General features: G+C 66.9%; 18 protein-coding genes, 1 tRNA gene and 1 riboswitch. Of the genes, 8 read left to right on the forward strand and 11 right to left on the reverse strand.

The annotated features are described in order from the left end of the window. Window positions 1–48 precede the first annotated feature (48 nt). The 6 genes from ACFJGT_RS06940 to ACFJGT_RS06965 all read right to left on the reverse strand — a co-directional run bounded on the left by ACFJGT_RS06940 (window position 49) and on the right by ACFJGT_RS06965 (window position 4,002). The gene (locus ACFJGT_RS06940; RefSeq protein ID WP_377847224.1) at window positions 49–465 is read right to left on the reverse strand and encodes a hypothetical protein; all 417 of its coding nucleotides are present in this window, start codon (window positions 463–465) and stop codon (window positions 49–51) included. Further along, the gene (locus ACFJGT_RS06945) at window positions 450–764 is read right to left on the reverse strand and encodes a hypothetical protein (RefSeq protein ID WP_377847226.1); all 315 of its coding nucleotides are present in this window, start codon (window positions 762–764) and stop codon (window positions 450–452) included. Before ACFJGT_RS06945 ends, ACFJGT_RS06940 begins: the two co-directional genes overlap by 16 nt. Before the next feature lie 10 nt (window positions 765–774). Further along, complete coding sequence (locus ACFJGT_RS06950) at window positions 775–1,938, reverse strand: phage major capsid protein (protein WP_377847228.1); 1,164 nt, start codon at window positions 1,936–1,938, stop codon at window positions 775–777. Window positions 1,939–1,949: 11 nt separating this feature from the next. Continuing rightward, entirely contained in the window at window positions 1,950–2,450 is a 501-nt protein-coding gene (locus tag ACFJGT_RS06955) for an HK97 family phage prohead protease (protein WP_377847230.1), read from the reverse strand. Beyond that, entirely contained in the window at window positions 2,447–3,634 is a 1,188-nt protein-coding gene (locus ACFJGT_RS06960) for a phage portal protein (RefSeq protein ID WP_377847232.1), read from the reverse strand. Before ACFJGT_RS06960 ends, ACFJGT_RS06955 begins: the two co-directional genes overlap by 4 nt. Before the next feature lie 277 nt (window positions 3,635–3,911). Further along, window positions 3,912–4,002 (reverse strand) — tRNA-Ser (locus ACFJGT_RS06965). Between the two features lie 218 nt (window positions 4,003–4,220). Next, a riboswitch (TPP riboswitch) is annotated at window positions 4,221–4,321 on the forward strand. A 78-nt stretch (window positions 4,322–4,399) separates the two neighbouring features. On the opposite strand from ACFJGT_RS06965, the gene thiO reads away from it, so the two are divergent. From thiO to ACFJGT_RS06985, 4 genes are read left to right on the forward strand one after another with little or no spacing between them, the layout of a single operon-like run. Beyond that, window positions 4,400–5,395 carry a glycine oxidase ThiO gene (gene thiO / locus ACFJGT_RS06970; RefSeq protein ID WP_377848939.1) on the forward strand — a complete coding sequence of 332 codons (996 nt, stop codon included), beginning with the start codon at window positions 4,400–4,402 and terminating at the stop codon, window positions 5,393–5,395. Continuing rightward, the gene (gene thiS, locus ACFJGT_RS06975; RefSeq protein ID WP_377847235.1) at window positions 5,379–5,576 is read left to right on the forward strand and encodes a sulfur carrier protein ThiS; all 198 of its coding nucleotides are present in this window, start codon (window positions 5,379–5,381) and stop codon (window positions 5,574–5,576) included. The genes thiO and thiS overlap by 17 nt, the downstream gene beginning before the upstream one ends. Before the next feature lies 1 nt (window position 5,577). Further along, entirely contained in the window at window positions 5,578–6,348 is a 771-nt protein-coding gene (locus ACFJGT_RS06980) for a thiazole synthase (protein WP_377847237.1), read from the forward strand. 14 nt (window positions 6,349–6,362) lie between these two features. Further along, entirely contained in the window at window positions 6,363–6,980 is a 618-nt protein-coding gene (locus ACFJGT_RS06985) for a thiamine phosphate synthase (RefSeq protein WP_377847239.1), read from the forward strand. Window positions 6,981–7,128: 148 nt separating this feature from the next. On the opposite strand, the gene ACFJGT_RS06990 is transcribed toward ACFJGT_RS06985, so the two are convergent. From ACFJGT_RS06990 to ACFJGT_RS07000, 3 genes are all read right to left on the reverse strand, one after another. Further along, window positions 7,129–7,443, reverse strand: coding sequence for a SelT/SelW/SelH family protein (locus tag ACFJGT_RS06990; RefSeq protein WP_173047105.1), 315 nt, complete (start codon window positions 7,441–7,443; stop codon window positions 7,129–7,131). Between the two features lie 135 nt (window positions 7,444–7,578). Further along, window positions 7,579–9,072 carry a carboxypeptidase M32 gene (locus ACFJGT_RS06995; protein ID WP_377847242.1) on the reverse strand — a complete coding sequence of 498 codons (1,494 nt, stop codon included), beginning with the start codon at window positions 9,070–9,072 and terminating at the stop codon, window positions 7,579–7,581. A gap of 157 nt (window positions 9,073–9,229) precedes the next feature. Further along, window positions 9,230–10,321 carry an NADH:flavin oxidoreductase/NADH oxidase gene (locus ACFJGT_RS07000; RefSeq protein WP_377847244.1) on the reverse strand — a complete coding sequence of 364 codons (1,092 nt, stop codon included), beginning with the start codon at window positions 10,319–10,321 and terminating at the stop codon, window positions 9,230–9,232. 173 nt (window positions 10,322–10,494) lie between these two features. Here ACFJGT_RS07000 and ACFJGT_RS07005 point away from each other — a divergent pair, with 173 nt between their 5' ends. The 4 genes from ACFJGT_RS07005 to ACFJGT_RS07020 all read left to right on the forward strand — a co-directional run bounded on the left by ACFJGT_RS07005 (window position 10,495) and on the right by ACFJGT_RS07020 (window position 16,206). Beyond that, complete coding sequence (locus ACFJGT_RS07005) at window positions 10,495–11,286, forward strand: enoyl-CoA hydratase/isomerase family protein (protein ID WP_377847246.1); 792 nt, start codon at window positions 10,495–10,497, stop codon at window positions 11,284–11,286. Window positions 11,287–11,395: 109 nt separating this feature from the next. Then, the gene (locus tag ACFJGT_RS07010; protein WP_377847249.1) at window positions 11,396–11,866 is read left to right on the forward strand and encodes a MarR family winged helix-turn-helix transcriptional regulator; all 471 of its coding nucleotides are present in this window, start codon (window positions 11,396–11,398) and stop codon (window positions 11,864–11,866) included. Window positions 11,867–11,881: 15 nt separating this feature from the next. Continuing rightward, window positions 11,882–13,075 carry an efflux RND transporter periplasmic adaptor subunit gene (locus ACFJGT_RS07015; RefSeq protein ID WP_377847251.1) on the forward strand — a complete coding sequence of 398 codons (1,194 nt, stop codon included), beginning with the start codon at window positions 11,882–11,884 and terminating at the stop codon, window positions 13,073–13,075. After that, window positions 13,072–16,206: an efflux RND transporter permease subunit gene (locus ACFJGT_RS07020; protein ID WP_377847253.1), complete on the forward strand. Its 3,135-nt coding sequence runs from the start codon at window positions 13,072–13,074 to the stop codon at window positions 16,204–16,206. Before ACFJGT_RS07015 ends, ACFJGT_RS07020 begins: the two co-directional genes overlap by 4 nt. On the opposite strand, the gene ACFJGT_RS07025 is transcribed toward ACFJGT_RS07020, so the two are convergent. Together ACFJGT_RS07025 and ACFJGT_RS07030 are read right to left on the reverse strand one after the other, a co-directional pair. Then, a complete protein-coding gene (locus tag ACFJGT_RS07025) occupies window positions 16,187–17,887 on the reverse strand; it encodes a DUF4166 domain-containing protein (RefSeq protein WP_377847255.1) in 1,701 nt (566 codons plus the stop codon). The genes ACFJGT_RS07020 and ACFJGT_RS07025 overlap by 20 nt on opposite strands. After that, window positions 17,887–18,300, reverse strand: coding sequence for a thiol-disulfide oxidoreductase DCC family protein (locus ACFJGT_RS07030; RefSeq protein WP_377847257.1), 414 nt, complete (start codon window positions 18,298–18,300; stop codon window positions 17,887–17,889). The genes ACFJGT_RS07025 and ACFJGT_RS07030 overlap by 1 nt, the downstream gene beginning before the upstream one ends. Window positions 18,301–18,313: the final 13 nt, after the last annotated feature.

Consider the following 18,313-nt stretch of genomic DNA (forward strand, 5'->3'; position numbering starts at 1 on the left):
GCGCCGGTATCGGCCGCCCTCGGAGGGAAGAGGGCGACCAATGGGAGATCAGGCGACGGGACGGGCCGAGGCGTGGTCGAGGATGGCGACTGCACCGGCTGCGATCGACGTGCCGCCCGCCTTCGTCAGGACGAGGCGCACATAGCGCTTGAAGCCGATGTAGCTGACCTTGGTGGAGGCATCGGCGACAGCCGTTGCGGCGAAGGAACCGACCTGATCGCCGGCCGTAACGTCGGTGTAGCCGGAGCCGCTGACATCGGATTCCTGAAGCTTCGCCCCGAAGTCACCGGCACCGACGATGGCACCAGTGTTCAGGATAACGGCGCACGAGCCGAAGCCCTTGGTATCGACGGCGACGCCGTTGATGGTGGCGGCCTGAACGGCCGGGGAGAGCGCCGTGACGACGCGATGTTCGACGCGAGATCGCGCATAGTGCCTGTCCTTTCGGGTTACGCCGCGATCCACGCGGCCTTGTCGCCGGGGGCGACGCTGAAATGCATGGTGTCACCAGCGTCGATGTAGACGCGGGGGCCGGTGCTGGCGTTCGGAGCAGGTCCGAAAGCGACGAAGACGGCCACCGAAGTGGAAACCCCGATGATGGGATCTCCGTCGTTCTGGCTGCCCTGCGGCGCGACGCCGGACGTGGTGCCCGGCGAAGCCATGGTTTCCGACCACACCGGTTTGACGGCGAGCGCGAGGGTTGCACCGCGCTTGGCAGTGCCGCCGCCGAACCCGCAGGCGAAGTGAACTCCCGAGAGCGCCATCGCTGTACCCTCAGACGCTCGTGGCCATCTTCAGCTTGCGCAGGGCAAGCGGGCGGATGACGCCGCCACCGACGCGACGGGTGGCGTGGAAGCGGGTGACGCCGTTGGTCGCCAGCAGGTAGGGATTTACGAGGATCGACATCGCGACGCGATCGATGATGCGGTAGCCGGCGCTGAAGTCGCCGACCGCGATCGGGAACTCGCCACTGGTCGCGCCGGGCATGTCGAGCGCATCGACGACGGGACGACCGAGGATCGTTTCGGGCTGGCCAGCCTGCAGGCCAGGCTGCCAGAGATAGTTGCCCTGACCGTCCTTGAGCTTGCGAATGGTGGCGATCGTCGCGCCGTTCATCACCCAGGTCGCATTGCGGCGGTACGCCGCCGGCAGGGCATAGAGCAGCGAGATCAGCGCATCCGCCGACAGGTTGGTGGCGTGGCCGTTGGCTACCTGCGGAACCCGGGGGTCCAGCATAAAGCCGTCCGGCTGAAGGCCACCTCCGCCATTCACGAAGGCGGTGCCTTCCTTCATGGCGAAGTCCTCGGCCAGCGCCTCGCGTACCTCGCGCTCAGCGGCACCGGCGCTGTCCGCCAGAAGCTGGTTCGAGATATCGACGAAGGTATTCAGCTCCTTCACCGCGATCTCAGCTTCACCGAAGCTCGGCTCGCTGCCTTCCTGCGGCTGGTTCTCACCCTTCCACTTCGCGTTGGTGCGGCCGATGCGCGCCGGATAGATCACGGACGGGTTGCCGGTCTGGCGCACGCTGGCGATTGAACGGATCGGGCTGAACTCGACGAGGTCCTTGAGGAACTCGGTCGCGAACTCCGGCGGGGCAAGGTAGCCGCCCTGCGGATCGCTCGACACGCGCAGCGTCTTCAGCACCTCGGCGCCGGCCTTGTCGCCCTGACGAATATAGAAGCCGAACGACTTCTTCTCCTCTGCGCCGTCGTCGTCGCTGCCGTCACCGCCGCCGGGGCGGTTCATCTTCGCCTCGATGGCATCGATACGGCCGGCGAGTGCCGACGTGTCCGCCTTGGCTTCGACGGCCTTCAGCCGCGTGTCGACGGTGGCGCTCAGAGTGTCGAGAGCTTTGGTGACACCGGCGACCGGATCGTCATCGTCGCCCTTCAACTCGATCGAGCCGGCCACAAGGGCGCGGCGAGACACATGCATCATGATGGAGCCTTTCATGCTCGCAGGCGCGCCGTGGCGCGGTTGATGGCCTCTGCGAGCGCGATGGCTTGCTCGGCCGATTTGGCGGAAGTCACCTTCGCGCCGGGATGAGCGGGGACGCTGACGAGGCTGATTTCGACCAGCTCGACGGCCTTGATGGTGCGACCACCGCCACGCCGGGCAGCGGCGCTCTTGGTCATGAAGCCGATCGAGAGGCCGGTGACGGCACCGCTCTTCACGAGGGCTCGGACCTCACGAGCACGGGGAAGGTCGTCGACCAGCAACCGGCCGGAGACGGCCAAGCCCTTCGGCGTCTCGGTGATCGACTCCCAGACGCCGACAGGATCATCGGGCCGATGGAAGGCGAGCAAGGGCAACGGAGCCTTGGCGCCCTTGAAGGCACCCGGAAGGATCTCGTCGCCCATGCGATCGGGCGTGCCGAACGGCCAAGCCATGCCCGTAATGGCGCCGCTGTCGTCGACCTCGACGGAGGCCTTGAGTTCGAGCGCGATCATGCCGCGGCTCCTTGCTGAGGAGCCGGGGCGCCGGCAGTGGTGTTCGGATTCTCGAACTTGTCGCCCCCCGTGTAGGGAGCCTTGTTCTCCATCGCCCGGACCTCGTTCGGGTTCAGGATCTTGCTGGAGATGGCCGAGGCGTAGGCCGCGAAGCGCTTTTCGATATCGGCCATTACGATGCCGTCCACGACGAATTCCGGGACGAGCGTCTTCTGCTCCTCGGTCGTCAGCAGCCGGGAGACCGCGCCGCACCACAACTTGAGGCGGGCGAGCAAGGTGAAGGTGAGGAAGGCCTGCGCCATCTCGGCGGCATTCGCCCAGGTGGCGCGGCCGAGGTCGAAGATCAGCGTGGGAGGCACGCCAAGAGCGCGGGCGATCTCGACGACCTGGAAGCCACGCAGCTCGTGGAACTGAAGGTCGACCGACGTGCTGGTGATCTGCTGCCAGTCGATACCGTCTTCCAAGATGGCGGTGCCGCCGCTGGCATCGCCGGCATGGGCACGCGACCACGACTCCTTGAGCCGCTTGATCGTCGCTTCCTTCAGCGAGCCCTTTGCCTTCAAGACGCCAGACGGACGGCCCCCGTTCGCGAAGATCCGTGCCGCATGCCCTTGCATGGCCATGCAGAGACCAATGGCCTCGCGAGCCTGCTTGATCGGACAGACGCCGCCGACGTTGGGGATGTGCAGGATGTCCTGCCAGCGGTAGGTTCGAGTGCCGCCGCCTTTCTGGCTGACGAGATAGCGAGGCTCCCCGCTGAAGTCGGTTTCGACCGTGACGGTGCTCGGCGACAGCCTGATCAACTCATGGATGCGGCCGCCGTCGACACGGTTTGCCACCGCGAACGCGCCGGCATCGTTCATGAGCGTGTCGCGCTCCAGCTCCATCAGGAATTGCGGCGCGCTGGTCCAGCCGTTGGGGCGATTGCTTAGCAGGTCCGCTAGCGGATGATCGGCGCGTTCTTTCCCGCCATCCTCAAGCCGCTGGAATAGGTGCAGAGGCAGGACGCCAAGCGTCTCGGATCGAACCGCGACGGCTCGCGCTACCGGCGCGCACTGCAAAGCCTTGATCGGGGAGACGCCAATCCCTGAGGCCGTTCCGGTGGCCGCAGCAAAGAACTCGGCGAGAGCCTCTAAGCTCTTCCGGTCATCCGCCGCCTGATCTTTTCGCGTCCATCGCCACATCGGCGCAGCGAATCACAGCCGGGCGAAATATGCAAATTTGCAATATCGAGTTCAGAGAAAGCGCGTGAATAATTGCAATAGTGCAAGATGCAGGTGAGGCACATCGACATAGTTTTGCGCGGATTCGCAATGTCCCGTGCTGCCTCGGAATGCGGCGATGGCTCCGATAGCGCCGAGAAGCCCGGATTTTATCGGGTTTCAGCGCGTATGTAGAGACGTGTATAGGGAATGGGCGCGACAAGAATATGTAGCGTTTTCAAGGCTTAAGAAGGGGAAGTGGCGGAGACGGAGGGATTCGAACCCTCGATACCCTTGTGGGGTATGCTCATTTAGCAAACGAGTGCCTTCAGCCTCTCGGCCACGTCTCCGGCGAGAGGCTCTATGCCTGATTGCAGAGCCGTTTGACAAGCCTTGTCGGCAACTTCCTTCGCTTCGCCTGTGCATGCGTGCCAAGCCGATCAGAAAGCACTCCGTTGGCCATGGAGCGAGCGAGAGAACGAACGGCGCAGCGGCTGGTTCGAAGGCTACTGCAAAGGAGCCTTGCGCCGGCTCGCCTTGCTCCGCAGCCAGGCAGTCATTAGATTGAAGTCGTCCGTTGGGGTGCCGAAAGGCTGAGAGGCGTGCTCGCGCCAACCCATCGTACCTGATCCGGGTAATGCCGGCGAAGGGAACGGTCTTCGGCTCGCAGATATCTTGCTCGTGCCTCAGGCCGCTGCCTTTCCGGGAGCAGGGAAGCGCATGGCGGCAGAACGCCCTCAGTCAGGCCTGAAGGTCGCAGTGGTCGGCGCCGGCGTCGTCGGCCTGGCCTGCGCGACCGAATTGCTGGCGCGCGGTGCGCAGGTGATCCTGTATGAGCGCGGCTCGCGCATCGGCGCCGAGGCCTGTTCCTGGTATGCCGGCGGCATGCTTGCGCCCTGGTGCGAGGGCGAGAGCGCCGAGGAGCCGGTGATCCGGCTCGGCCAGCAGGCGGCCGATTGGTGGGAGCGCCATGCCGGTAGCGTTGTCCGTAAAGGCACGCTGGTCGTGGCGCCCAGTCGCGATCGCTCGGAGCTGCGACGCTTCGGCCAGCGTACCAGCCAGTTCGAGGAGATCGATGGCGAGGCCGTTGCCAAGCTGGAACCCGATCTCTCCGGGCGCTTCTCGCAGGGGCTTTTCTTCGCTGACGAGGCGCATCTCGACCCGCGCAAGGCGATCGCCGCACTGGCCGAGCGGCTTCTCGTCGACGGGGCCGCCATCCATTTCGACAGCGCCGTCGAGCCTGCCGATCTCGATGCCGATATCGTCCTCGACTGCCGGGGGCTGGCGGCGCGCGATGTCCTGCCCGATCTGCGCGGCGTCAAGGGCGAGATGCTGCTGCTGCGCAGCGACGATATCAGCCTGTCACGGCCGGTCCGGCTGCTGCATCCGCGCATCCCGCTCTACATCGTGCCGCGCACTGAAGGGCTCTTCATGGTCGGCGCGACCATGATCGAAAGCGGTGAGCGCCGCCGCATCTCCGCTCGCGCCATGCTCGAATTGCTCGGCGCGGCTTATGCGCTGCATCCCGCTTTCGCCGAGGCGGAGGTCGTCGAGATCGGCACCGATGCCCGCCCGGCTTTTCCCGACAACCTGCCGCGGCTGACCCGTTGCGGCCGGGTGATCCATGTCAACGGGCTCTACCGCCACGGCTTTCTGCTCAGCCCCGCCATGGCGCGGATGGCGGCGGAGGCCGCGCTGAACCCGCAAGCAAGACCGGAGATGCTGCATGACCTTGCTGCTTAACGGCGCGCCGCAGGAAATCGCGGCCAACACGCTGGCCGAGGCGCTGGCCGAGCTGGGCTATGCCGGCCGCATCGTCGCGACCGCGGTGAACGGCGATTTCGTGCCGGCCCGCAAGCGCGCCGAGACGGCGCTGAGCGAAGGCGATCGCATCGAGATCGTCGCGCCGATGCAGGGAGGCTGAGATGGCGTCCTTCTATGGCTTCGAGCCGCAGAACCCGCTCTTCCTGGGCACGGCGCAGTACCCGTCGCCCGCGATCCTGGCCGAGGCGGTGAAGCGTTCCGGCGCCGAGGTCGTCACGGTCTCGCTGCGCCGGGAATCGGCGGGCGGGGCCGGACAGGCCTTCTGGGCGCTGATCCGCGAGCTTGGCGTCAAGGTGCTCCCGAACACCGCCGGCTGCCACACCGTCAAGGAGGCCGTCACCACCGCGCAGATGGCGCGCGAGGTCTTCGGCACCGACTGGATCAAGCTCGAGGTGATCGGCGAGGACGACACGCTCCAGCCGGACGTGATCGCGCTGGTCGAGGCCGCGCGCATCCTCACTGACGACGGCTTCAAGGTGTTCCCGTACACGACCGAGGACCTCGTCGTCGGCGGGCGCCTGCTCGATGCCGGCTGCGAGGTCCTGATGCCCTGGGGCGCGCCGATCGGATCGGGCAGGGGGCTCAACAACCCCTATGGTCTGCGCAGCCTCCGCCAGCATTTCCCGGATGTGCCACTGGTCGTCGATGCCGGCATCGGCCTGCCCTCCCATGCCGCGCAGGCGATGGAGCTGGGCTATGACGGCATCCTGCTCAATACCGCCGTCGCCAAGGCCGGCGATCCCGCCGCGATGGCCGAGGCCTTCGCGCTCGCCATCCGCGCCGGCCGCCAGGCCTTCGCCGCGCAGCCGATCGAGGCGCGCGACATGGCTGCTCCCTCCACCCCCGTCATGGGCAAAGCCTTCCTGGCCTGAAAGACTTACTCCGCATGAAGCTCGATCCGTTCTACCCCATCTTCGACAGCGCCGACTGGCTGGAGCGGATGCTGCCGCTCGGCGTCAAGCTGGTGCAATTGCGCGTCAAGGACCGCCCCGAGACCGAGGTTGCCCGCGAGATCGCGCGGGCGAAGACGCTTTGCGCTGCGGCCGGTTGCGTGCTCGTCGTCAACGACTACTGGAAAATCGCCATCGCCGAGGGCTGCGACTGGCTGCATCTCGGCCAGGAGGATCTCGACGAGGCCGATCTCGGCGCGATCCGCAAGGCCGGCCTGAAGCTCGGCATCAGCAGCCATGACGAGCCCGAGCTGGAGCGCGCGCTGGCGGCCAAGCCCGACTATGTCGCGCTCGGCCCGGTCTATCCGACGATCCTGAAGCAGATGCGCTTCGGCCCGCAGGGGCTGGAGCGGCTCGGCGACTGGAAGCGTCGCATCGGCGACCTGCCGCTCGTCGGCATCGGCGGCATCTCGCTGGAGCGGGCGCCGGGCGTCTTCGAGGCTGGCGCCGACATCGTCGCGGCGGTGACGGACATCACGCTGAACGCCGATCCCGAGGGGCGCCTGAATGCTTGGATCGCGGCGACGCGCGGGCGCCGCTCTCCCGCTTCCTGAACGCCGTCATCCCGGACAAGCGGCGAAGCCGCGCCGATCCGGGATCCATGCCTGAACCTATGCCGGAAGCGCTCCGGCATGGATCCCGGGTCTTCGCTTCGCTGCGCCCGGGATGACCGCGGATCGTTTGGACGGTGGAGAACGCACCTCAGCTCTCCGCTTCCGCCGACATCGTGTGACCGTCGACATGGCCGAGGCTGCGCTCGGGGTCGAGCCGGTCGCGCACGCGCTGCTTCAGCACCTTCGAGTCGGGGAAGCCGCCATCGGCCTTGCGGTCCCAGATCAGTTCGCCGTCGTAATGGATCTGGAAGATGCCGCCGGTGCGCGGGATCAGCGCGACCTCGCCGAGATCCTGCCCGAAGGTCGAGAGCAGTTCCTGCCCGAGCCAGGCCGAGCGCAGCATCCAGTTGCATAGCGAGCAATAGGTGATGGCGATGCGGGGGGCGGGCTTGGTCTGGGTCATGATCGGTCACCGAAGCGGAAGGTTGTCTCCGACATCCCGCTTCGTGAGCCCCGATGCAAGCCCGAAAGCTGCATGGCCGATCGGCGATCGGCCATGCAGCTAAGTTTCTGTTTAAACTAACTAAAATGAAAACCCTCACACCTCGTCGATATAGCGCCTGCGCAAGTGCGCCTTGAACACCGAGGCGTCGAGCGGGCGGCCGGTCGCCTCTGTCAGCAGCTCGTCGGTCGGGAGCAGGGAACCCTTGCCGTGGATATTGGCGCGCAGCCAGCCGACCAGCGGGCTGAAATCGCCCTTGCCGATGCCGGGCAGGATCGCGGGCTCGGCCTTGCAGGCGGCGTCGAAGATCTGGGCCGCGGTCATCGCGCCCAGCGTATAGGTCGGGAAATAGCCCCAGCCACCGGACGGCCAGTGGATGTCCTGCAGGCAGCCGAGCCGGTCGTTGGGCACGGTGACGCCGAGCATGGACTTCATCCCGGCATTCCAGGCCGCCGGCAATTCGGCGAGTGGCATCTCGTCGGCGATCAACGCCTTCTCCAACCGGTAGCGCAGGATGACATGGGCGGGATAGCTCACCTCGTCGGCATCGACCCGGATGAAGCCGGGCTCGACGCGGGTATAGCGATGCCATAGCGCCTCGCTCTCCCAGGCCGGGCCGCTGCCGCCGAAGCTCTCGCGCATCAGCGGCGCGGCGTAGGTCAGGAACTGGCGCGAGCGGCAGGCTTGCATCTCCATCAGGAGCGACTGGCTCTCATGCAGGCTCATGCCGCGCGCGGCGCCGACCGGCTGGTTGAGATAGGCTTGCGGCCGGCCCTGCTCGTAGAGCGCGTGGCCGGTCTCGTGCAGCACCCCCATCAGCGCCTTGGTGAAATCGGCCTCGTCATAGCGCGTGGTGATGCGGACATCGTTGTCGGCCCCGCCGCAGAACGGGTGGGTCGAGATATCGAGCCGCCCGCGCTCGAAATCATAGCCGAGCGCGGCCATGAACTTGAGGCCGAGCGCGCGCTGCGTCTCGGTCGCGAAAGGGCCTTCCAGTACAGGCTGTGCCGGCCGGCGCGCCTGCACCGCCATCGCTTCCTGCGTGAAACCGGGCAGAAAGGCGGCTAGATCGTCGAACAGCCCGTCGATCTTGGCGGAGCGGCCGCCGGGCTCGTAGTCGTTGAGCAAAGCATCATAGGCGGAGAGCCCGAGCTTCTCGCCCTTGGCCTTGCCAATCTGGCGCTGCAGGTTCAGCACCTCGGCGAGATAGGGCAGGAGGCCCGCGAAATCGGCATCGGCCCGCGCCTGCCGCCAGCGCATCTCGCAGGCCGAGACCGCCTTGCTCGACGCTTCCACCAATTCGGAGGGCAGGGCTGTGTCGACCGTCCAGACGCGGCGGATCTCGCGCAGGTTGGCCTTCTCCCAGGCGCCGAGGCCGCCGTCGTTCTCGGCGTCAGCGAGCCAGTCGCCGATGCGCGCGTCGGTCGAGAGGCCATGGCGCATGACATGGAGCAGGGCCATGCTCTCGGCCCGCGTCTCGGCGGCGCCTTTCGGCATCATCACGTCGTTGTCCCATTGCAGGATGCCGATGGCGTTCGACAGCGCGGCGATACGGCTGAAATGGGTGGAGAGGTCGGAATAGGCGGTCATGTTTCGGCGGCTCCGGGGATTCTCTGGAACGTCATAACGTACGCGGTCATCCCGGGCGACCGGAGGGAGACCCGGGATCCATGCCTGAACCGTTCCGGCATGGATCCCGGATCTCCGCTTCGCTCCGTCCGGGATGACCAGAGACAGTGTTGCGAATTCAGGCGAACAGCTTGGAATACTGCCTGGGCTGCGAGCGCAGATACTGGTTCGGGGCCTTGACGGTGGCGCCGAGCTGCGCCGCCGCGTGCCAGGGCCAGCGCGGGTTGTAGAGGATGCCGCGTGCCAGCGCGACGAAATCGGCCTCGCCCGTGCCGATGATCGCCTCGGCCTGCTCGGCCTCTGTGATCAGGCCCACCGCCATCGTGGTGATGCCCGTCGCGTGTTTGACGGCCCGCGCAAGCGGCACCTGATAGTTCGGGCCGAGCGGCACCTTCTGCGTCGCCGAAAGCCCGCCGCCGGACATGTCGATGAAATCGGCGCCGCGTGCCTTGGCCGCTTTGGCGAAGGCGATGCTCTGCTCGATATCCCAGCCGCCCTCGACCCAGTCCGTGCCGGAGATGCGGAAGCCGACTGGATAGCCCGCCGGCACCACGGCTCGTACCGCATCGAGCACCGCGAGCGGGAAGCGCATGCGGTTCTCCAGCGAGCCGCCATACTCGTCCTCGCGCTTGTTCGAGAACGGCGAGAGGAACTGGTGCATCAGGTAGCCATGCGCGCCATGGAGCTCGATCGCGGCGAAGCCGAGCCGCACCGCCCGGCGGGCCGAAGCCGCGAAGGCCTCTATCAGCCGGGCGATGTCATCCCCGGTGAGGGCGCGCGGCGGCCGCGGGTAGTTCTCGAAGCCGATCTCCGAGGGCGCTTCGACCGTCCAGCCGCCCTGATCGAGACCGAGCTGGCCGCCGCCCTTCCACGGCTGGGCGAGAGAGGCCTTGCGGCCGGCATGGGCGAGCTGGATCGCGATCGGCATGTCCGACCAGCGGCGGGCGGAATCGAGTGCCTTGCCGAGCGCGGCTTCCGTCTCGTCGGACCAGAGCCCGAGATCGAACGGGCTGATCCGGCCGTCCGGCTCGACGGCCGTCGCCTCGATGATCAGGAGGCCGGCGCCGGACAAGGCGAGATGCCCGAGATGGATGGTGTGCCAGTCGCTGGCGCAGCCATCCTGCGCCGAATACTGGCACATCGGGGCGATGACGATACGGTTGGCAAGCGTAAGGCTGCCAAGCTGATAGGGGCTGAAGAGCTGGCTCATGGCGGGATGGGGTCTCGGAAGGGCAGGTTTCCCGCGCAGTGTAGAAGCCGCCCTGTGGCGAAGGCCAGTGGCCCTCGCGCAAACGCGATGCCCGATGCGTGCAGATGCACCTCGCGATGCCGGCGATCCCGGTGCTAGCCTCGGGATGACAGCCCGTGCTTCCGGAGACCGCCATGTCCGACGCATCCGATTCGGTTCAGCTCACCCGTGACGGCGGCGTCGCCGTCCTGACGCTCAACCGGCCGGCGGTGCTGAACGCCATCGACGCGCCGATGGCCGAGCTCTTCCTCGCAAAGGTGAAAGCAATTGCGGCGAGCAGCGACGTGCGCTCCATCCTTCTGCAAGGCAATGGCCGGGCCTTCTGCGCCGGTGGCGACGTCTCGCAATTCCTCGCGAGCCACGACATCTTGGCCGGCATCGAGGCGATCATGGCGCCGTTGCACGAGGCGCTGCGCCTGCTCGATGCCCTGCCGCAGCCTTCGGTCGCCTGCCTGCACGGGGCCATCGCCGGCGGCGGTTTCAGCCTCGCGCTCGCCTGCGATCTTGCCGTCGCGGCTGACGATGCGCGCTTCACCATGGCCTATGCCCGGATCGGCGCGACGCCCGATCTTGGGGGCACCTATCGGCTCGCTCGGCTCGTCGGACAGCGCAAGGCGCGCGAGATCGCGCTATTGGCTGAGACTTTCGGGGCCGAGGACGCGCTGAAGATCGGCCTGGTCAACCGTGTCGTGCCGGCCGCTCAGGCACGCGACGAGGGATTGGCCCTTGCCCGAAAGATCGCGGCCGGGCCGACTGGAGCCTACGGCCGCATCCGCACCTTGCTGGCGAAAGCTCCCGATGCCGATCTCGCTGATCATCTCGATGCGGAGCGCGACGCCTTCCGCGAGACCACGGCGACCGCCGATTTCCGTGAGGGCGTGACGGCCTTTCTGGAAAAGCGACCCGCCGCCTTCACCGGCCGGTGAGAGCCACGGCCGCCGTCCCTCTTCACCTTTGCGTGCGCCGCACAATCCGCTCCTGAAAATGCCGTAATCCGACATATGATAAGCAGGCTTACGATTGGGAGGCCTGCGAATGAAGCGACCCTTGCGGCGGGAACTGGTTTTCCAGCTGGTCGAAACCTCGCGGCTGCTGCGCACCTATGTCGAGCAGCGCGCGCGCCAGCATGGAACGACGCGGGCCCAATGGGGCGTGATGTCCCGGTTGCGGCGCCAGGAGGGGCTGAACCAGGCCGCGCTCGCCGAGCAGATGGACCTCCAGCCGATTTCGCTCGCGCGCCTCCTCGACCGCCTGCAGAGCCAGAACCTGATCGAGCGCCGCGAGGACCCGGCCGACCGCCGCGCCTATCGGCTCTTCCTGACCCCGGAGGGTCGCGCGCTGGTCGATGATCTCGATTCGGTGCGGGGCGAGATCGCCCACGAGATTCTCGGCGAGGCCGAGGAGGAGGCGCTCCTGTCCGCCATCGGCACGCTTTCCATGATCCGTGAGCAGATCCGCACCCGATCCGAAGACAAGGCGCCGGCCTCCGCCGGCAACGCAGCCTGAGCGAGTGGACAGACAATGAAGCGTTCAGGATTGATCATCGGCGTTGTTGCCCTCGGCCTTGCAGCCGGCGGGGCCTGGTATTGGCATGCGCGCAGCCCTGAGGCCGCGCGCACGGCCAGCAGCCGGCGTGGCGAGGGCGCTCCGGTCGCGGTCGTCACGGCCGCGTCGGTCCAGGCCGATTTCCCGGTGCGCAAACGCGCCATCGGCTTCGTCGAGACGCCGGCGAGCGTGCTCGTGCGTTCCCGCATCGACAGCCAGATCACGGCGCAGCACGTCACCGACGGGCAGTTCGTCAAGGCCGGCGACCTGCTCTTCACGCTCGACGATCGCGACATCAAGGCCCAGATCGCCAAGGACGAGGCGATGCTGGCGCGCGACGAGGCGACCCATACCCGCAACCTCGCCGATCTCGATCGCTACAAGCAGCTTTTCGCCCGCAATGCCGGAACCCAGCAGCAGGTCGACCAGGCGACGGCCGACGAGAGGATTTCGGCCGCCACCATCCAGGGCGATCATGCGACGCTCGATGCCGATCGGCTCAGGCTGAGCTATACGCGCATCACCGCGCCGATCGATGGACGCGTGGGCGCCGTGCAGGTCACGCCGGGCAATCTCGTCAACGCGAGCGCCAACAGCAGCGGCACGGGCCTGCTCACCATCACGCAGATGAAGCCCCTGCGCGTCTCCTTCGCGATGCCGGAGAGCGAGTTGCCGACCCTGCAAGGAGCGCTTGCCGCCGCGAAGCCGGTGCCGGTGACTGCGCGGGTGCCGAATGCCGCCCGCACGGCCACCGAGGGCAGGCTCAATTTCGTCGATTCGACCGTCGACATCACCTCCGGCACGATCACGGCCAAGGCAGCCTTCGCCAATGACGACCTGAGCCTCTGGCCCGGGCAATATGTCGATGTCGAGATCATCCCGGAGACGCTGACGGGCGTCACCGTGATCCCGACGGTCGCGGTGCAGACCGGCCAGAAGGGCCCCTATGCCTTCGTGGTGAAGCCGGATTCCACGGTCGATCTCCGCCAGATCAAGGTCGCGCTCAGCGATGGCGAGCGGACGGCGGTGACCGAGGGCATCGCACCGGGCGAGCGCGTCGTCACCGACGGGCAGATGCGGCTGAAGCAGGGCACCAGGGTGCGCGAGCGCGCGGCGACCGGCGAGAAGCCGGTGCAGGCGACGCCGGTTGCGGAAGGCGCACGCTCATGAACGTCTCCGGTTTCTGCATCCGCCATCCCGTCGCGACCATCCTGATGTCGGTCTCGCTGGTGCTGGCGGGGCTGTTCGCATACCGCTTCCTCCCGGTCGCGGCGCTGCCGCGCGCCGAGTTCCCGGTCGTCAACGTCTCCGCGCAATTGCCGGGCGCCTCGCCCGACACCATGGCGACCTCGGTCGCGACGCCATTGATCAAGCAGTTCGGCACCATCGCCGGCATCGACTCCATCTCGACCACCAACTCGCAGGGCTCGACCTCGATCGCGATCCAGTTCGTGCTGAACCGCGACATCGACGCCGCCGCGGCCGACGTGCAGGCCGCAATCGCCCGCACGCAGCGGCAATTGCCGGTCGAGATGACGACGCAGCCGAGCTACCGCAAGGTGAACCCGGCCGATGCGCCGATCATCCTGATGGCGCTGAAGAGCGATGTCGTGCCGCTGTCGCAGCTCGATGCCTTCGCCCAGCAGGTGATCTCCCCGGCGCTCTCCACCGTCGACGGCGTCGCGCAGGTGCTGATCTGGGGCAGCCAGAAATACGCCGTGCGCATCCAGATCGACCCGACGGCGCTGGCCGCGCGCGGCATTGGCCTCGATGAATTGCAGGCTGCGATCACGGCGACCAACGCCAATACGCCGGTCGGCACCATCCAGAACACGGCCCAGCAGCTCACCATCCAGGCGAAGACGCAGCTCGCCGATGCCGCCCAGTTTGCGAATGTCATCATCACCACGCGCTCGGGCAAGCCGGTTCGGCTCGGCGACGTCGCCAAGGTGATCGACTCCGTCGAAAACACCCAGACCCGCAGCACCTATGACGGCACGCCGGCCATCGTGCTCGCCGTGCAGCGCCAGCCCGACGCCAACACCGTCGAGGTGGTCGACCGCGTCAAGGCGATGATCCCGGCCTTCGAGGATCAACTCCCGGCTGCAGCCTCGCTCTCGCTGCTCAACGACCGCTCGACCTCGATCCGCCAGGCCGTGGAGGACGTGCAGTTCACGCTGCTCTTGACCATCGCGCTCGTCATCATGGTGATCTTCGTCTTCCTGCGCCGGGTGGCCGCGACCTTCATCCCGGCGGTCGCGGTGCCGATCTCGATCATCGCCACGCTGGCGGTGATGTACCTGCTGAATTTCTCGATCGACAACATCTCGCTGCTCGGGCTCACGCTCTCGGTCGGCCTCGTCGTCGACGACGCCATCGTCATGCTCGAGAACATCGTCCGCCACATGGAGGAGGACGGGCTCTCCGCCTTCGAGGCCTCGTTGAAGGGCGCAGGCGAGATCGGCTTCACCATCATCTCGATCTCGCTCTCGCTGGTCGCGGTCTTCATCCCCGTGCTGCTGATGGGCGGCGTCATCGGCCGCATCTTCAACGAGTTCGCGGTTGTGGTGACGGTCTCGATCCTCGCCTCGGCCTTCGTCTCGCTGACGCTGACGCCGATGCTCTGCTCGCGCCTGCTCTCGGGCTATTCCGAGCACCATCAGGAGAACGCGCTCGGCCGCTGGCTGGAGAAGGGCTTCGACAAGCTTCTCGCGGGCTATGACGCGGGTTTGAAATTCTGCCTGCGCTTCCAGCCGCTGATGCTCATAGCCTTCTTCCTGACCATGGCCGGCAGCGTCTGGCTGCTCCAGAGCGCGCCGAAGGGCTTCTTCCCGCAGGAGGATATCGGCCAGCTCCAGGTCTCGACCGAGGCGCGGCAGGACATCTCCTTTGACGCGATGCAGAAGCTGCAGGCCGCGGTGGCCGAGGTCTTCCGCAAGTCTCCCTATGTCGCGCATGTCGCCTCGACCGTCGGCGGCAATGGCGGCGGCGGCAGTGCGCTCAATGCCGGCCGCCTCTTCGTCGAATTGAAGCCGCTCGACGAACGGCCGAAGATCGATGCCGTGCTGGCCTCGCTCCGGCGCGATCTCGCCCAGGTGGCGGGCATCAGCACCTATATGACGCCCGTGCAGAACCTGCGCATCGGCGCGCGCTCCTCCAAGAGCCAGTATCAGCTCGTCGTGCAGGGGCTCGACCAGCAGCAGATGAACGGCTGGGCGGTGCGCCTGGCCGATGCGATGAGCCGCGACCGCTCGGCCTTCGTCGACGTCACCACGGACCTGCAGGACAACGCCCTGCAGGCGACCGTCATCGTCGATCGCGACAAGGCCAATGCGCTCGGCATCGGCTCCGACATCTTGCGCTCGACGCTCTATTCCGGCTTCGGCGTCCGGCAGGTTTCGACGATCTACACCGCCGGCGACAGCTACAATGTCGTCGTCGAATTCAACCCGAATGAGCACTGGACGCCCGAGCGGCTGAACGCCATCCGCGTGCGTACCAAGTCCGGCACGCTGGTGCCGCTCGGCGCCATCGCCCGGATCGAGCGCACGGCCGGCCAGCTCACGGTCAATCAGCTCGGTCAGCTGCCGGCGGTGACGATCTCCTACAACCTGCCGGCCGGCGTCGCGCTCGGCGACAGCGTCACCCGCATCGAGGCGATCAAGGATGAGCTCGGCTTGCCGAAGTCGATCTCGACCACGCTCGCCGGCACCGCCAAGACCTTCCAGGATTCACTCGCCAACCAGGGCCTGCTGATCGCGGGTGCCATCCTGACGATCTACATCGTGCTCGGCATTCTCTACGAGAGCTTCATCCACCCGCTGACCATCCTGACCGGTCTGCCGTCGGCGGCTGTCGGGGCGCTAGGGGCGCTCAGGCTCTTCGATCTCGAACTCTCGGTCATCGCGATCATCGGGCTGCTGATGCTGATCGGCATCGTCAAGAAGAACGCGATCATGATGATCGACGTGGCGCTGGTGCTCAGGCGCGAAGGCATGTCGGCGCAGGAAGCGATCCACAAGGCTTGCGTGATGCGTTTCCGGCCGATCCTGATGACGACGCTGGCGGCGCTGATGGGCACCTTGCCGATCGCGCTCGGCGCGGGCGCGAGCGCCGAACTCCGTCAGCCGCTCGGCATCGCCGTGGTCGGCGGCTTGATGATCTCTCAGGTGCTGACGCTGTTCATCACGCCCGTCCTCTTCCTCTACATGGACAGGCTCTCGGAAGGGCTGGTGAAGCTCGGCAGCTATGTCCGCGGCACGAAGCACACGCCGCCGCCGGTCACGCATCCGGCGGAGTGATCGGACCGGTTCCGGCCTTCGGCACCAGCCAGCCGGAATAGTGCACCAGCAGGCCGAAGAAGGGCAGCGTCAGCTTTACGTCGAAGGTGAAGCGCCCTTCGTCGTCGAGGCTTTCGACGGCCTCCGAGCGTGGCAGCAGGAAGTGGGGCAGAGGCAGCCTGAATAGCTGCGCTGCCAGCACGGGCAGATGGATTTGGCCGTCGCGTGCTGTGAGGCCGAGGCGGAAGGCCGTCGGGCCGAAGCGTTCGCGCAGGCAGCCCTGCGGGTCCAGGTCGAGCTGCGACGAGAAGCGCCGCCCGTCGAAATTACGAGTCCAGATTTCGGTTGGGCCGTGTTTGCCGACGAGCCGCTCGACACTGACCGTGACGGGCACGTCCGCGCTGGCGGCCGGCAGACCGATGATCCAGCGCAGCAATCGAGCGACGCGATTTCCTCCATTCGCGATCCGGGCTCGACCACGCCAGACCGGTACGCCCTCGGCGCTGTGGAAATGCCTGAGTGGCTCTGGCAGCGCGGCAAAGGCAGCCTCGCCCAAGGCCTTTCGGATGATCGCAGGGCCGTGTGCCACGCTCTCGACCTGCGTGGTGATCGCGTAGGGCGCCATCTCGGCTTCGATCCAGCCGAGCGGGATGGCGTCGGCCCCCGGTCTCGCCCCCGGTTCGAGAGCGCCACCCAGAAGCGCCCGCAAGGCGGCTGCGGCCCCCAGCGTCGGAACCTGCGGGCCGTCGCCACGCTCAGCGACCAGGGACCAGTGCGAATGCCGCAGAAGTGCCTGATCATCCAGGCCGGTGACGCGGACCAGCATGCCGCCACGATTCGAGGTCGGCAGGCGCGTCAGGCGGCGTGCGGCGAGGAGGGCAGGGATCAGCTTGTGAAGTTCTCCGACGAGGCCGGCCTGGCGCAAGCGCGCCAGCAGCATGAGGCCCCATTGCTCAATGGGAGATTCCAGCCCGGCGCGGAACGCGACATGCGAGGTGACGCCAAGGCTAGGGCCGAGCCATTGGGCATCGACCGTCTCGACCGCGGCGACACGCTGCCGCCGTAGGCACGGCATGGCCGCGACGCGGCTGTCGAGCCAGCCTGTCGTGTCCTGGAGCTCGCCTTCCCGCCAAATTGGGATGGGGCGCCCGACATAGCTCAGGATTGCTGCGATGACCGCCTCGCCCACAGGACTTCGCCCACCTGGTGCGATCGCGATCTCGATCGTATCGACCCGCGCCCAGCCGCGGATGAGCTCCATCGTGGCGGCGACCGAGAGGGCTGGCGTGGAGCTCGCGCCTGCTAGCGCCACGAGGCCTTTCGAACGCGCAAGTTCGTTCAGGGCTGCGCCATAACCGAGGATGTAATCACGCGCATCGGCAAGGTCGACGACATGGGCGCCGGCTTCGAGCGCGGCGCGCGGAACGCCGTAACCCGCGCTCTGGAACGGACCGGATGCGTCGATCACCAGCCAGGGGGCGATTGCGGCCAGCCGCTCGGCGAGGTCGTTGTGGTGATCGAGGCCGATGCCCGTCGCCGTCGTACCCGCGGCGGTCACGAGCCCGCGGGCGAGATGCGCGGCCTTGTCGGCATCGCGCGAGGACAGGAAAAGCTCCAGCTCCTCCGTGAGTGCGAGATGGCGGGCGAGCCGCTGTCCGAACACGCCGGTGGCGCCGATCAGCAGGACACGGTGGCGTTCCATCAGGCTTCCGGCAGTGTGAAGCGGTGGCGCTGTTCCGGCGCCGGCAGTTCGCAATGGCTCTTGCGGCCAAAAATGCGATAGCGGTTGCGAGCGACGCGCTCGTAGAGCCAGTCACGCGCTGGCTTTGGCAGGAGGTGTCCGACAAGCAGTATCCGCGCCGGCCCGTGCAGATGCTTCAGCAGCGCGAGGACGCCATCGGATTTCGCGAGGGCACGGCCCTTCTCGACGAACAGGAAGCTCTCGGGATCGTCCGGATCGATGCCGTGGTCGCGGGCGAGTTGGCGCCCTGCAAGCGACTGGATCGCGATGAAGCGCATGCGTTGATCGCGCTCGTGCTTCAGCGTGTATTGGACACCGCCGGAGCAGAGTACGCAGACCCCGTCGTAGAGCCAGACCGGTCCTGCCTCGCTCATTGCTGTCTCCGGC

Origin of the sequence: Allobosea sp. UC22_33, assembly GCF_042700715.1 — a bacterium.
Classification (GTDB): domain Bacteria; phylum Pseudomonadota; class Alphaproteobacteria; order Rhizobiales; family Beijerinckiaceae; genus Allobosea.

Coding starts and splice junctions, on each gene's coding strand:
- ACFJGT_RS07025 (WP_377847255.1), bottom strand. CDS start 17,887: ATGGAACGCCACCGTGTCCTGCTGATCGGCGCCACCGGCGTGTTCGGA.
- ACFJGT_RS06955 (WP_377847230.1), bottom strand. CDS start 2,450: ATGATCGCGCTCGAACTCAAGGCCTCCGTCGAGGTCGACGACAGCGGC.
- ACFJGT_RS07020 (WP_377847253.1), top strand. CDS start 13,072: ATGAACGTCTCCGGTTTCTGCATCCGCCATCCCGTCGCGACCATCCTG.
- ACFJGT_RS06950 (WP_377847228.1), bottom strand. CDS start 1,938: ATGATGCATGTGTCTCGCCGCGCCCTTGTGGCCGGCTCGATCGAGTTG.
- ACFJGT_RS07030 (WP_377847257.1), bottom strand. CDS start 18,300: ATGAGCGAGGCAGGACCGGTCTGGCTCTACGACGGGGTCTGCGTACTC.
- ACFJGT_RS07005 (WP_377847246.1), top strand. CDS start 10,495: ATGTCCGACGCATCCGATTCGGTTCAGCTCACCCGTGACGGCGGCGTC.
- ACFJGT_RS07010 (WP_377847249.1), top strand. CDS start 11,396: ATGAAGCGACCCTTGCGGCGGGAACTGGTTTTCCAGCTGGTCGAAACC.
- ACFJGT_RS06945 (WP_377847226.1), bottom strand. CDS start 764: ATGGCGCTCTCGGGAGTTCACTTCGCCTGCGGGTTCGGCGGCGGCACT.
- ACFJGT_RS07000 (WP_377847244.1), bottom strand. CDS start 10,321: ATGAGCCAGCTCTTCAGCCCCTATCAGCTTGGCAGCCTTACGCTTGCC.
- ACFJGT_RS06990 (WP_173047105.1), bottom strand. CDS start 7,443: ATGACCCAGACCAAGCCCGCCCCCCGCATCGCCATCACCTATTGCTCG.
- ACFJGT_RS06985 (WP_377847239.1), top strand. CDS start 6,363: ATGAAGCTCGATCCGTTCTACCCCATCTTCGACAGCGCCGACTGGCTG.
- ACFJGT_RS06980 (WP_377847237.1), top strand. CDS start 5,578: ATGGCGTCCTTCTATGGCTTCGAGCCGCAGAACCCGCTCTTCCTGGGC.
- thiS (WP_377847235.1), top strand. CDS start 5,379: ATGACCTTGCTGCTTAACGGCGCGCCGCAGGAAATCGCGGCCAACACG.
- ACFJGT_RS06995 (WP_377847242.1), bottom strand. CDS start 9,072: ATGACCGCCTATTCCGACCTCTCCACCCATTTCAGCCGTATCGCCGCG.
- ACFJGT_RS06960 (WP_377847232.1), bottom strand. CDS start 3,634: ATGTGGCGATGGACGCGAAAAGATCAGGCGGCGGATGACCGGAAGAGC.
- ACFJGT_RS07015 (WP_377847251.1), top strand. CDS start 11,882: ATGAAGCGTTCAGGATTGATCATCGGCGTTGTTGCCCTCGGCCTTGCA.